The organism is Paenibacillus sp. CB74 (assembly GCF_055687625.1).
Window position 1 is genome coordinate 4,416,573 of the sequence record NZ_CM146009.1, and the last position, 13,491, is coordinate 4,430,063.

General features: G+C 45.9%; 10 protein-coding genes. 1 reads left to right on the plus strand and 9 read right to left on the minus strand.

Going from position 1 to position 13,491, the window contains the following annotated elements:
• Positions 1-83 precede the first annotated feature (83 nt).
• From ACX9NY_RS19525 to ACX9NY_RS19540, 4 genes are all read right to left on the minus strand, one after another.
• Positions 84-1,079 carry a phosphotransferase gene (locus ACX9NY_RS19525; protein ID WP_472474546.1) on the minus strand — a complete coding sequence of 332 codons (996 nt, stop codon included), beginning with the start codon at positions 1,077-1,079 and terminating at the stop codon, positions 84-86.
• 29 nt (positions 1,080-1,108) lie between these two features.
• Positions 1,109-2,698, minus strand: a complete 1,590-nt coding sequence (locus tag ACX9NY_RS19530; RefSeq protein ID WP_472474548.1) for an RCC1 domain-containing protein — start codon at positions 2,696-2,698, stop codon at positions 1,109-1,111.
• A gap of 232 nt (positions 2,699-2,930) precedes the next feature.
• Positions 2,931-4,706: a SulP family inorganic anion transporter gene (locus ACX9NY_RS19535; protein WP_472474550.1), complete on the minus strand. Its 1,776-nt coding sequence runs from the start codon at positions 4,704-4,706 to the stop codon at positions 2,931-2,933.
• Positions 4,707-4,872: 166 nt separating this feature from the next.
• On the minus strand, positions 4,873-5,202 hold the full coding sequence (locus ACX9NY_RS19540) for an ArsR/SmtB family transcription factor (RefSeq protein WP_091038881.1): 330 nt from the start codon (positions 5,200-5,202) through the stop codon (positions 4,873-4,875).
• 197 nt (positions 5,203-5,399) lie between these two features.
• Between ACX9NY_RS19540 and ACX9NY_RS19545 the strand changes: the two genes are divergently transcribed.
• Positions 5,400-6,344 carry an alpha/beta hydrolase fold domain-containing protein gene (locus tag ACX9NY_RS19545; protein WP_472474552.1) on the plus strand — a complete coding sequence of 315 codons (945 nt, stop codon included), beginning with the start codon at positions 5,400-5,402 and terminating at the stop codon, positions 6,342-6,344.
• A gap of 113 nt (positions 6,345-6,457) precedes the next feature.
• On the opposite strand, the gene ACX9NY_RS19550 is transcribed toward ACX9NY_RS19545, so the two are convergent.
• The 5 genes from ACX9NY_RS19550 to ACX9NY_RS19570 form a co-directional block, all read right to left on the minus strand.
• Positions 6,458-8,038: a glycoside hydrolase family 43 protein gene (locus ACX9NY_RS19550; RefSeq protein ID WP_342571859.1), complete on the minus strand. Its 1,581-nt coding sequence runs from the start codon at positions 8,036-8,038 to the stop codon at positions 6,458-6,460.
• Positions 8,035-8,934 carry a carbohydrate ABC transporter permease gene (locus ACX9NY_RS19555; protein ID WP_339239579.1) on the minus strand — a complete coding sequence of 300 codons (900 nt, stop codon included), beginning with the start codon at positions 8,932-8,934 and terminating at the stop codon, positions 8,035-8,037. The genes ACX9NY_RS19550 and ACX9NY_RS19555 overlap by 4 nt, the downstream gene beginning before the upstream one ends.
• A 15-nt stretch (positions 8,935-8,949) precedes the next feature.
• A complete protein-coding gene (locus tag ACX9NY_RS19560; protein ID WP_249913521.1) occupies positions 8,950-9,924 on the minus strand; it encodes an ABC transporter permease in 975 nt (324 codons plus the stop codon).
• A 136-nt stretch (positions 9,925-10,060) separates the two neighbouring features.
• A complete protein-coding gene (locus ACX9NY_RS19565; RefSeq protein ID WP_339258876.1) occupies positions 10,061-11,734 on the minus strand; it encodes an extracellular solute-binding protein in 1,674 nt (557 codons plus the stop codon).
• A gap of 175 nt (positions 11,735-11,909) precedes the next feature.
• Positions 11,910-13,484: a response regulator gene (locus tag ACX9NY_RS19570; RefSeq protein ID WP_472474556.1), complete on the minus strand. Its 1,575-nt coding sequence runs from the start codon at positions 13,482-13,484 to the stop codon at positions 11,910-11,912.
• Between the last annotated feature and the right edge of the window lie 7 nt (positions 13,485-13,491).

Genomic DNA, 13,491 nt, shown 5'->3' on the forward strand with positions numbered 1-13,491 from the left:
TAAAAAAGACCCTCCCGAGTTCAAGTTCACTCGGAAGGGTCTTAAAGCATTCATGCATACATCTTAAATAATATTCATCTTCGCTATGATACAATCCCCGTATCTCGGAACTCTTCCAGAAAATCATTCAGCCAATCCTCGCCATAATCCAGAGCTCCCATATCACTTTCGATAAAAGCAACATCCAGACCCATCACCCAGAACCTTCGAGCGATAATAAAGAGATCAACCGCCTGTTCATCTGCATCCGTAAACTTCCGAACCGACCGGTATCCTTTCATCAACGCATCCCATAGTCTTTGTTTCTGCCCTGAATCACCCGACTGCCGTTTCCGAATTTTCACTTGGGCCAAATCGTAAGCACGCCAGCTTTTGGCTGCCCATTCGAAGTCATAATGGATAAACGAATGCTCCTGTTGAAATGCATTGTTATTCCCATGCACATCGCCATGGCACAGACCAAAGTCCAGGTCTTGGCTGGTAGTGGCAGCGATGCGTTCTTTTAATGCTGTTGCAAACGTATGGAGGAATGCTGCTGCTTCATGGTTCTCACCGATATACCGGATGATTCTTTCTAAGGGTTCGTCGATGAGAAATTTCAAATCAAGCTCATATCGCGGCAGCCCCACGTTCACCTGATCCATAGCCTTATGCAATTCAGCGGCAGATTGACCAAAGGCGTAACAAGACTCCTCATCCTCCAAGTTGTTCTCCGTGCCCTCAATATAACGAAACATTACAGCAACCCGTTTGCCTTCTGCCGCCTCCAGCACCATATATCCAGTGTCATCTCTCTTCTGAATATATTCTCCAATATCGGTATGTTCCGCAGAACCTAGAACGTTCTTGAGTTGTGACAGTAACGATAGCTCATACTGAACATCTGCCTCCGAAATTTCAGTGCGGTAGATACGGAGAATATACATCCCACTGGACGTGCGAACCCGGTAGGTATCATTCAATCCTCTAAGCCAAAACAAACATTCTTCCCATGTTCCAATGTCATACTGATTGCTCAATGCAGACTCCAGATACCTGGGGTTAAGCACTGAACGTAAAGCAGTCGGTTGAATGGACATATGTATACTCCTTCACTCTGAAATGATATTTAGTTCAACTTAACACCGAAACCGAGCTGACCCAGTTCATTACGATATCCTGCAACCCACAACTTGCCACCCGATACCCAGTACATGTTACTCTTACTTGTTTCAATGAGCGTCACATTCTGGTACGAACGTTGAGCTTCCTTTGTATCGGCATATACGATCGTGCCCGCATTATACCCCATGAAGAGCATCTCATTTTTGTCGGTAATCACCAGGGCTCCGTTATCCGCAGCAGATATGGACTTGTACACCAAATCTTCCTGAGGGTAGTAATATCCTGTTTTCGTAATCCGAATGGGTCCCCTGTTAATCATGATTGGCTTATACATCTTCTGAGTCACATTGAAGCCCAATTGGCGTGAAGAATTGCTGCCCCAAGCCCATAGATTTCCTTTTTGATCAATTGCGATGAGGTACGGATTGTTCGCTCCTGAGGAAGAAATCTGCCGTATGTTCTTGAATCCTTGAATAGGTGTTGCTATCGTTTCGGTTTCTTTCATATTCGTGTCCCAGAACCAGACCGTACCATCCTTTTTCACAGCGTAAGCTCGATTCAGATCACCAATGGTTACATCAATAACACCTGTAATCCCAATTTTCCTCGAATGATTTTTCAGAAGTTTCATACCTGTACCTGGAGCCCCACCAAGTTGATACACATTACCTGAATGAGTTAACAACACAACCCCGTTACTATAAACATCCATCTTATTGATTGCTTCAGGTACAAGAGTAACCTTCTGAGGTGTTCCAGTTTTCGTTTGAATGCCTAAATAGTTCAGATCACCCCAGCCAAACAGTTCCCCTTGCTTGGTTAAATACAGTGAAAAGCGATCTCCCGCTCCGACTTGGCTAACGTTAGATACCTTGCTGATTTTCGTAACAGGCAGTACTGGATAAATACTATTGTTAAGTTCATTATGTAAATTATCTCCCCAACCATATAACGTACCGTCAGCGGTAAGAGCAATAACATGCGTATCACTTGCTGCTACTGATATCGGTTTAACCACTTGTTTGATCTGTTTTGCAAAATGCACATCGGGTGCAGCGCTGCCTACTCCATATTGGGAATAATCAATGATCACCTTTGTTTGCGGGGTATAGTCGTCCTTATATTTATCATATTCTCCCTCGGGGAGATGATCAGGATCTACATAGTAAATATTCGTATCCACCTTCGGCACGGGCAAAGGATAGTCCGGGGAGATACTGGATTCCTTTCCTCGTTCATCATAGAAGGATATTGTAATGGAATTTCGCTGTACCTGTGCAGCATCTAAGGGAGTAGTAGTCACGGCAAAATATCCATTTTTATTCGCTGGCACCGTTGTTTCAAACAAGATAACGCGCTTATACTCTTTCTTCTTCCCAACGATGACAAAATCTCCTGTACTCACTCGTAAGCTAACTTTTTCATTTTTGGAATTATAGCCTACCCCTTCAATAAAAATGCTGCCATCCTCGTTTGGTGTATATCGGTAGCTTGCTATCGGCCCTTCCTCAGCATACGTGGGTTCAATGAATACCTGGGAAGACATCACTAGCGCAATCGTCAGGCAAACGGTGAACCATTTTCGGTAGAACACATTATTCCCTTCCTTCTTTATTAATATATTCTTAATATATCGTACATAGGAATTTATTGGAATGATATCTAGACCCTCTATAAATTAATCTTATGAAAAATAAAAAAAGACGTGAGCGCACACTGCTCCCACGTCTGAAACTTGCCTGATGGATGGAACCTTTTTTCAAAATGTCGATCTTACGGCCTATATTTATAATCAAAGTTCATTTTAACACGCACTCTTTTGGTGATCATACAGGGTTATTTGCATTGGCCCGCTTTCCAGTCTTCAGCCGGTTCATACGCTCTGGATCGGTTCCAGCGCTCGACAATACAGCACATTCACGAAAGGCAAAATGTTTGCACCCCTTACACTTCTCCTCGTTCAACTGCTGTAACGCATAATTAATGGCTTCCCCAGTATGTTCAAACCGATGTGCAGGATTTAAACGCTCTAACAGACCCGTTCGTTTCAACATCTCAAGTGGCTGCTCCTGTATGCCCGATAACAATACAATCCCGCCCGACCGTTCAAAATGCTTGATTAAACTCGCCAGGTTAGCTTCGCCTGTTGTATCCATAAAGGGTACCTTACCCATGCGCAACAGCAAAATGCCCGGTCGACGATGAATGGAATCCATGACCGACTTCTCGAACATATCTGCCGCACCAAAAAATAAAGGTCCTTCAATCGTATATAAGCTGATCTGCGGACAGTCATGTCCTTCCCGAACCATGTGGGCCATGACTTTCTCATGTTTATGCTCGGGATCGGGCAGTACTTTGGCAACCTTCAACATCTCACTCATCCGCTTAACGAATAAAACAACAGCCAGAATCAACCCCACCTCTACAGCTGTCGTTAAACTTGTAAATACAGTAAGCAAAAAGGTAATGAGCAGAACGAGTGAATCGCTCGTTTTGGTTCTCATGACATGCATGAAGGATCTCCGTTCACTCATGTTCCAAGCCACCAGCATCAGAACGGGAGCCATACTCGCAAGAGGAATGTGAGATGCGTATGGCGCAAAGATAACAAGTACCAGCAAAACCACCACACCGTGAATCACGCCAGACCATGGCGATACTGCGCCGGATTTGATATTTGTTGCTGTACGTGCAATCGCTCCTGTTGCAGGAATCCCCCCGAATAGCGGCGTCACCATATTAGCAATTCCCTGCCCAATCAACTCCCGATTGCTGTTATGTCGGCTTCCGGTCATGCCATCGGCAACCACAGCTGACAGCAACGATTCAATGCCACCCAGCATGGCAATGACAAAAGCAGGTTGCAGCAAGTTCATGATACGCTCCCAAGTGATCTCCGGCACATGAAACTGAGGCAAGGCGTTAGGTATGGCGCCAAAGGACGAACCGATCGTAGCCACCTGCCCTTCAAAAAAGAACGCTGCGACGACCGTCGAAAGAATCAGTCCCACCAGTGATGCAGGAACCTTTGGTGCAAACTTGGGCAAAAGCAGAAGAACAGCCAGACAGATTCCAGCTGTAAGCACGCTGTATATATTAACTGTCGAGATATGCATCCCAATTTCTTTCATATTGGACCAGAAGTCCTCATGCTTCTCGATGCCGCGAAGTCCCAGGAAGTTCGTAATCTGTCCGCTAAAAATAATAACGGCGATTCCTGCCGTGAAACCGATTGTCACCGGCCTGGGAATGAACTTGATTAATGCCCCAAGCTTGAATACGCCCATAAGAACAAGCATCAAACCAGCCATCATTCCCGCGATCAACAGATTCTCATATCCATACTGCATCACAATGGCGAATAGAATCGGAATGAATGCACCCGTTGGCCCGCCAATCTGGAACTTGGACCCACCCAGCAAGGAAATGAGAATCCCTGCGATTATTGTGGTATACAATCCATACTCCGGTTTGACCCCGGAAGCGATGGCAAAGGCCATACCGAGTGGAATTGCAATAATACCTACAATCAGTCCCGATAACAGATCCTTGCGAAAAGCGGCAGCATTGTAACCTGCATATCTCCCCATCCATCTCATGTACAAAAACCTTCTTTTCTTCATATATTTAAATATTTGAATATAAACAAAAGACTACTCCCCCGCACACATCCTGTCAATCGGATTGCACACCATTTCCGGCAGGAGACTAACACAAAAAACAAGAACCTCCGGTGATGACACCCAGTTGCTCTTGTTTGTTGTGTCAGGACTCTTTACGAATGTCTTCCAACATGGAAATGGCATCAACCAGATGATTGTCAAAAATCTGTTTGGTGACTGCCAGCAAGTCCTTAATCAGCGGATCACGCAGCGAATAGGTGACCGTTGTGCCTTCTTTGATTCCCTGGACAACATTTTTGCTGCGCAGTACAGCCAGTTGTTGTGAAACAGCAGAGCCTTCCGATCCCAGAATGCTTTGCAGTTCATTCACGTTCTTGGCTCCTTCACTCAGCAGCTCCAGAATCTGAATCCGCATCGGGTGTGCCAACGCTTTGAAAAAATCCGCTTTAAACTGTTGTATGCTTTGATTCATACGCTATGCCCCTTCAATCGAACTTTTGAAGATGCAAATATCATAACATAGAACGGATACCATGCTTTACTCTAACCGTAAACGGTTCGATGGAAAAATTAAGATTGACCTTGCAGTACACTTCAACCTTTATACTTTATTTATATTCTTCTTCACAGATCTTATATCTGAACTCCATCAGGAAGGGTGATTCCTCAATGAATATGTATATCCATAATCATAAACGCTCGTTGACGAGTTTTCTATTCGAGAAATATATCGCAACGTTAGATACCAAAAAGAATTTTTCAACACGCGAGCTTACTCGCAAACATCTGGATCATATGGGCTTGGAAAACATTAAACCCTATACCTTGGCTAAAACAAAATGGTCATCTTCCATCAAAGAACGCTCCCATGAAGACATGCAGGTATTCACATTAAACGATCAGCATTCCCGTGAACAGAGGGTCATTCTCTACATTCATGGCGGGGCGCATACACACCAGCCGCTCTCTTTACACTGGAAATTCATGGACCGCATGGCTCAGGCTCTGAATGCCAAGGTGGTTGCTCCCATCTATCCAAAGGTTCCTCATTTTAATTATCAGCACACGTATCCGAAACTGCTCAATCTATATCGGGATTTGCTCGCCTCTGTGGACGACCCGGCACAACTCACCATTATGGGGGACTCCGCAGGAGGCAACATATCCCTAGCCTTAGCCCATTATCTGAAAATGCATGATCTCTCGCAGCCCAAAGATATCATCTTGTTATCACCTTGTGTGGATATGGTGCTGGACAATCCGGTCATATTTGAATACGAGACCCGCGACCCGATGCTCGCTGTGGAAGGATATGATGTCATCCGGCGAATCTGGGCAGCTGATAAACCTCTAAATGACCCGTTAATCAGTCCAATCTACGGAGATTTCGCCGGCCTTGGCAGAATCAGCATCTTTATCGGAACTCACGAAGGTTTGTTTCCTGATAATATGAAGCTCGACAAGCTGCTGACGGATCAGAAAATCGATCACCAAACATACGTTTATCCCAAAATGAATCATGTCTTCGTCCTCTATCCGATTCCGGAAGCCAGGGATGCTCAGCGTAAAATTGTTAACATCATAAAAAGCTCAGCACATGAAGCTGGACAATAAACTGTAACGCGGCCCCACTCCCCACAGTTTTCGCTTAAACAAAAAGAAAAAAAGCTCAATCCCTGGACTACCGCCACCAGATTGAGCTTACTTGCTGTTATTCTGTCATCTAACTAACTTTCATAGGAACCATATTCAAACCAGTCAAAATCCGCTACCTGATCCGATGAAGTCCCGTTGCTACTGCTAAACATTCCGATACAGCAGCCAACAAAGCCGCCGGCCACTTCAGTGCTCAGGCTGCTTGTATCCACCTGTTCCGCAACCAGATGATACTGACTTCCATCCGTGCTGTAGTAGAAGTTGAGTTGCTGACCTGTCGCGGCCAATTTGATATACACCCGCGATACTTCATCATCCAGCGCGACCTGCGCAATGTGAGTATCCTGACCATCTATACAGGTCACCACACGCAGCATCTGCTGTTTCTCAACCAGTGCACGCTCAATACGTACATGATACTGATCGTTCTGAATGACGACAACACCAGCCGTCTCATTTGCATTCCCGGGCACAAATTCCATTGCTGTAGCTGCCACGTAATCCATATGCCTTTGCCGCAGGCAGACAAAGCTGGAATTCTCTTTCTCCTTCAATGTTTGCGGTTTCAGCTTCAATCGCAGATATCCTTTTCGCTCGGTTAATGAATACAGGTCTTCCTGAGGATTGCGCAAAAACATCCATTGCAAGCCCAGACGATCACTGTCAAAATGGTCAAAACGCAGTTGAGGCTCTACCGGAACAGGTTTTAAATCCAGCGTACCCTGCTCCTCCAGAATTCCGCGCCCTTCATTGACAACTGGCCATCCGTCCTCCCAAATGACCGAAGCAAGGAACGTCTCCCGCCCCAGATTGCTGAAGCTCCCACCGTAAGGACGCGAAGCAAGCATGACCATGAACCATTGACCGTTCGCAGCCTGCACCAAGTCTGCATGTCCCACATTAACAATAGGGTATCGTTTGCCCAAATGGCGATGTGTAATGATTGGATTATTGGGATTTCCAACGTACCCTTCGGTTAAGCTTTGGCTACGCGCAATGGTCACGGCATGGTTGGGTCCTGTGCCGCCCTCTGCAATCAATAAATAGTAATATTCGTCGATCTTATACAGATGCGGTCCTTCAGGCCAAATAACATCAACCATGGCCCCACGCCAGAGCACGTAACTGTCCCCCACCAGTTTCATGGTGGTCAGATCAAGCTCCCTCAGCCAAACTTCCCAGTTTCCGTTATAACGAACTCCCTCAGAGCAAGGACGTGTACCCAGGTAATATGCTTTGCCGTCATCGAAGAAAATCGTAGGGTCTATTCCTTCTGCGCCTTCGATAAAATAAGGATCAGACCACGGCCCAGCCGGATCGGTAGCGGTTACAACAAAATTGCCGCCATGTGATACGTTGGTTGTAATCATATAGAAGGTCCCTTCATGATACCGAAGCGTTGGAGCGAATATTCCTTGTGAATGCCCTGCTCCCTGAAGATTCAATTGTGAAGGGCGATCCAGTACATTGCCAATCTGTTTCCAATGTGCAAGATCACGGCTCTGAAAGATCGGAACCCCAGGAAAATAGGCAAAAGTCGAGGTCACCAAATAAAAATCTTCACCCACCCGACAAACGGACGGATCTGGATAAAACCCGGGCATAATCGGATTGTTAAACGAGCATTGTTCGTTTTGATTTGCATTTTTCATTCTTTTACCCCTCCAATGGTGAGTCCAGTGACAAAGTATTTTTGCAAGAACGGATACAGTAAAACGATCGGCATGGCCGTCACAACCGTGATTGCTGCACGAATGGATACAGGAGTCACCATGTTGGTCACATTTTTGTATGAATCCACGTTGACGGTTCCACCCTGTGAGGTCGCAGAGGATAATAATTTCATAAGCTCATACTGCAAAGTGGTCAAATTCCGATTACCCGCCGTGTACAACATGGAGTCAAACCAGGAGTTCCACTGACCTACAGCAATGAACAGAGCAACTGTAGCCAACACCGGCTTGGACAGCGGAAGCACGATGCGCATGAAAATCCGAAAATCTCCAGCTCCATCCATCTTCGCTGATTCTATCAATCCCTCCGAGAGTCCCTGAATGTAGGTACGAATGACAATCATGTTGAACACCCCGATCAAGCCGGGAATAATGTATACCCAGAAGCTGTTCAGCAGCCCCACTTGTTTGATCAGCATGTATCCTGGAATTAAACCGCCGCTGAAATACATCGTTACTACGAACAGCGTCGTGACCAATTTGTTAAACATATACTCCTTGCGGCTCAGCACATAGGCCAACATCGCGGTACAGAACAGTTGCACAACCGTTCCAACCACGGTTCGGGCAACCGAAATAAATGCAGCTTGTGTCAGATTCGGATTCTGGAATACGGAGACATAATTTTGCAGTGTCCATTCCCTCGGCCAGAGATAGATCCCTCCGCGGATCGTATCCAGCCCGTTATTGAAAGATACGGCAATGGTGTTTAAAAAAGGATATAACGTAACAACCATGACAAGCAACATAAATATGCCATTCGTGATGGAAAAAATTGAATCACCCAAGCTTCGTCTTCTACGAAATCGCTTCACAGTTCTGCCCCCTTATCATATCAACCGCTCTTCACCAAGAGACTTGGCAATCCCGTTGGCGATAAATATGAGCACGAGACTGACCACACTTTTGAAAATGCCTGCGGCGGTGGCAAGTGAGTAGTTGCCGAGATTAATTCCGTATTTCAAAACAAAAATATCGATTGTCTCGGACACATCCTGCACAAGTCCGTTCCCCAGCAAGTATTGAATCTCAAAGCCTGCGTTCAGTACGTTACCCACGTTGATGATAAGCAGGATAATGATCGTTGGTTTGATGCTTGGAAGTGTGACATTGAACATTTTGCGAAAGCGGCCGGCTCCGTCAATGGAAGCTGCTTCGTATAAGCTCGGATTAATCGACGCCATGGCCGCCAGATAGATGATCGTACCCCAGCCAATTTCCTTCCACATGCTGGACAGACCCACAATCCCCCAGAAGTATTTGGGTTCCGCAAAAAAGTTGATCGGTGCATCAATCAGACCCAATTTTGTCAGCAGTACATTCACAATTCCGGTTTCCGTTGACAATACATTCGCAACGATCCCTGTTACGATGATCCACGACAGGAAATGCGGAAGGTAAGAGACCGTCTGTACCACGCGTTTGAACAATACCATCCGCAGCTCATTCAATAAGAGCGCCAGACCAATTGAACCGACAAATCCCAGAAACAGACTGATCAGGCTCATCGCCAGCGTATTGCGAATGACACGTAAAAATGTAGGGTCCGTGAATAACGTTCGAAAATGATCCAGCCCCACCCAATCCTGCTCCATAAAACCAATGCCCGGTCTATAATTCTGAAAAGCCATCAACCAGCCCCATAATGGCCCATACGCAAAAATAGCGATAAACGCAATAAACGGAAATGACATCCACATTAATTGTCGCTGACTTTTCATTCTGGACAGGTTGTACCCGATCCAGCTTGTTCCCGCTGGGATATGGCTGGTCTTTAACGAAGGCTGCAGCTCCTTTTTGGCCATGTTTTTCTCTCCTTGCTGACGAGTTTATCTATATCACCCAGTCTGGATGAATCCATTCCTTTCCTATCCAATCTCCCGAATCTGGCGTGTAAGAAAGGCTACGGAGTTCCCCATAGCCTTCCGGTGTGACAGGCCTTTATCCCCACAGTTCCATACGTCTGCGAACTTCTTCCGTCAGCGCATCTTCATACGCTTTAATATCTGCACTCTCCTTGAGCGTGGCTTGATACTCTTCCCAAGCCTTATCAAATTCGGCTGGTGAAGTCATAATCACCTTTGGCAGCCATTTGCGTTTAACATCGTCCATCTTCTGTCTGGCAATGGTCTCCGGTTTATTCGGTTCGAAATTATAGGTATAGATCGGGAACCACGGTTCATTTTCCTCCGCAGGCTCCAGGAAGTCGGTAAACTTCGTATATCCATAAGCCTTGAGCACTTTTTTATCGATGTCATTCAATGTGGCAAGGTACTCCTCCGGCTGCTCCTTAGGGTCAAGAGCATTCTTCCCATCAGCAGTCATGCCTTCATGATGCGGGAAATAGACCAATGGGCTTCCCGTATTCGCAAGCACCCAGTCCGGATCTTTGGAATTCGCACGTTGCTCTTCATTTCTGGAGAACACGCCTTTGTCATCCACCTGATAATCCACGCCTTCCTGTCCCCAGGTTCTCAATACCTCTATCTCAGGGTCCAGCAAATCATTAATATATTGAAGTGCCCCTTCAATATCCTCGCAGCTCTTAGTAATGGCCAAGCCACCATTTACGTTAAGGATTGGATTGTTCTGATAACGTCCTTTGACATCCTCGGAGAGTGTGATGGACAACGGTACATAGGTTTTGTCATACAATTTTTGCTTCACGAGTGATGCTTCGGCGTCAAGGAACTGCCATCCTTGATCCACCATGCCCAGCACACGTCCGGTTGAAATTTTGGAGATATATTGATCATAGTTTGCTGTAAAGGTTTCGTTATCGACCAGGCCTTGATGGTATACCTCATTGATCTTCTTGAAATAGGCCTTCGCTTCGGGAATAGTATTATAGTTTTTGGCCGTCAGCGTTTCTTTATCAACGATGGCTGCGCCTTCGTTAGGATAACCAGCCATGAAAAGCGGAGGGTTCTCCAGTGCGAAATAACGCCAGTCATAAGAGATAATCTCGAATCCAATGGTTGGCTGACCATCAACGGTCGGATGCGCTGCTTTGTACCGTTCAATCAAGTCAAAGTATTGGTCAAGTGTTTTGATTGTCGGATAATTATCCCATTCTAGTACGGCCTTCTGAATCCAGAACGCTTCTCCATCATGGGTTACTTTCATCGACTTTTCTTGTATATTGCCGAACTGAGGAATGAAGTAGATATGTCCATCCGTCGTATTTTTCATCTTCTTCCAGTCTTCACCCAGGTAATTTTTGATGTTTGGATATTTATCGATGTAATCCTCAAGTGGTACTAACGCCCCTGCTGCTACCAGTTGCTGAGTACCGTCACTCCCATCGATAAAGTCGGGATATTCGCCGCCTGCAATGAGCACACCAATTCGTTCTTTGGCTGTTTGGCCCGTAAGCCAGTCCATCGTAACTCTGACGCCTGTTTTCTCCTCAATGGCTTTTAATACCCGATTATCGTCAGGCGCAATTTTCCCCGGTACGGCAAAAAAGGCTGAAAACTGTTTTAATTCCCTTCCATCTGCTGTTGTTTCCCCTTTCGAGGACGATCCCGGTGTACATCCAGCGAGTGCAATGACCAGTATCAAAGCTAGCAGAGCACTATACTTGATTCTTTTTCTAACATCCTTTTTCATCATGACCCCTCCATCGATTATATTGACAGAAGCTTTTTGGAAAGCGCTTTCCAAAGGCTGACTTAAAATTATCATGCTTCCATGCCCCTCTCAACGGGATAAACTATAGACGGAATCCCACTAATTCCAGTATCTGCGAAAAAAATATCCCGCCGCTCCGTCAAGGAGTGCAGGATGTTTAATCAATAGAGTACGCAGCATGGGCACTTTTACGATATTGTGCAGGCGTCTCCCCCATGAGTTTCTCGAACCGGCTAATAAAATAATCGGAGTCCCGATATCCCACCATTGTTGCAATCTCGTATACTCTTTGATCTGTTCTGCGCAACAGCCGCGCGGCCTCCTCTATTCGCAATTGATTCAAATAATCACTGAAGCTGATCGAGTAATGCTTTTTGAAAATCTGTCCCAGATATGCGCTGTTCATGTAGAACTGCTCTCCCAGCAGCTTCAGGCTGATATTCTCTCTGTAATGCTCGTGAATGAAGGCCTCAATCTTGGCTAATATGCCCATCCCTTTCGACTTTTGCTGCTCCTTCAGCTCCTCTGCGCACATAAGCGAGAACTCACATAAATGTTCAATGTTTTCCTCCATGGATAACATCGCGTAGTTCACCTTCAGAAAAGCCGATTCCATCAGCCCGGAATCTGGAGTGACCGTATCGTTATTCACGAGATCCAGCAAATTGTATGCCAAATAGTGCAGGTGGATTCGGACAATACCAGGCTCTATTCGCTCATCCAGAAAGAATTGAAATATGGCCTTTGCATGGCTGTACAGCTCATCCGTCTGCTGTTCCTCAATAGACTTGACCAGCCCATCGAACAATTGTTTTTCGAATTGACCTGGCCGATTGATAAATAGGGTCGTATCCATAAGCTCGAAATAATAAATGGGCCCACACGTGGTGAAGAAACGTAAGTTTTTCATTATGCCGCAGGATTGATAAGACTCATGCAGCGCCTCCAACCCCTGTACTTCCTTCCCGACATAACAAGCAACCACCGCCCCTTGATCGCGGCTCAGCTCGGTATGTAGTTGGGTCAAATAGTGCTCCAAGGCCGCTGCCTTACGTTTCACCATCAGATCCGTAACAATGAGCAGAACCGCATTTTTATCACCTGTAAACGGCTTCAAAACTTGCCCCGGTAAGGGCTCATCCACCCATGCCTCAACCCGAGCGCACCAATCCATTCCCTGTTCTGGAACGCCTTCCACCTCAATCAGAATGCAACGCATTGTGCCAGCATCTTGATAGTGCGGCTGCAGACTCGTAACAGCCTCCTCCTCAGCCACCCCAAGCAAGATTGACTGCATATGCTGGGCCATAATCATTTGATCCTTTTTTTGCTGATAACGCTTCTCTTCTGTCCGTGCGTGAAATGCCTCCCTAAACTCCTCAAGCACCTGTACCAGTTCTGTCTTCACGATAGGCTTGAGAATGTAGTCATTCACCTGATATTTAATTGCCTGCTTGGCATATCCAAACTCATAGAATCCACTAAGCAGAATCAGCTTGATATCACCGTTATATTGCTCATACAAGGTTTGAGCAAGCTGCATGCCGTCCATTTCCGGCATCTTGATGTCGGAAATGACCAGATCAGGCTGCACAGCGCGTATGGCTTCCAATGCCTGCTTGCCATTGGAAGCCTGACCACAAATCTGGAAACCGTAAGACTCCCAATCAATTAACAATAGAAGTCCTTGGCGAATAAATGGCTCATCGTCCACAATCAGCACGTTGATCATATCCTCG

Coding starts and splice junctions, on each gene's coding strand:
- ACX9NY_RS19550 (WP_342571859.1), bottom strand. CDS start 8,038: ATGAAAAATGCAAATCAAAACGAACAATGCTCGTTTAACAATCCGATT.
- ACX9NY_RS19525 (WP_472474546.1), bottom strand. CDS start 1,079: ATGTCCATTCAACCGACTGCTTTACGTTCAGTGCTTAACCCCAGGTAT.
- ACX9NY_RS19570 (WP_472474556.1), bottom strand. CDS start 13,484: ATGATCAACGTGCTGATTGTGGACGATGAGCCATTTATTCGCCAAGGA.
- ACX9NY_RS19565 (WP_339258876.1), bottom strand. CDS start 11,734: ATGATGAAAAAGGATGTTAGAAAAAGAATCAAGTATAGTGCTCTGCTA.
- ACX9NY_RS19560 (WP_249913521.1), bottom strand. CDS start 9,924: ATGGCCAAAAAGGAGCTGCAGCCTTCGTTAAAGACCAGCCATATCCCA.
- ACX9NY_RS19535 (WP_472474550.1), bottom strand. CDS start 4,706: ATGAGATGGATGGGGAGATATGCAGGTTACAATGCTGCCGCTTTTCGC.
- ACX9NY_RS19545 (WP_472474552.1), top strand. CDS start 5,400: ATGAATATGTATATCCATAATCATAAACGCTCGTTGACGAGTTTTCTA.
- ACX9NY_RS19540 (WP_091038881.1), bottom strand. CDS start 5,202: ATGAATCAAAGCATACAACAGTTTAAAGCGGATTTTTTCAAAGCGTTG.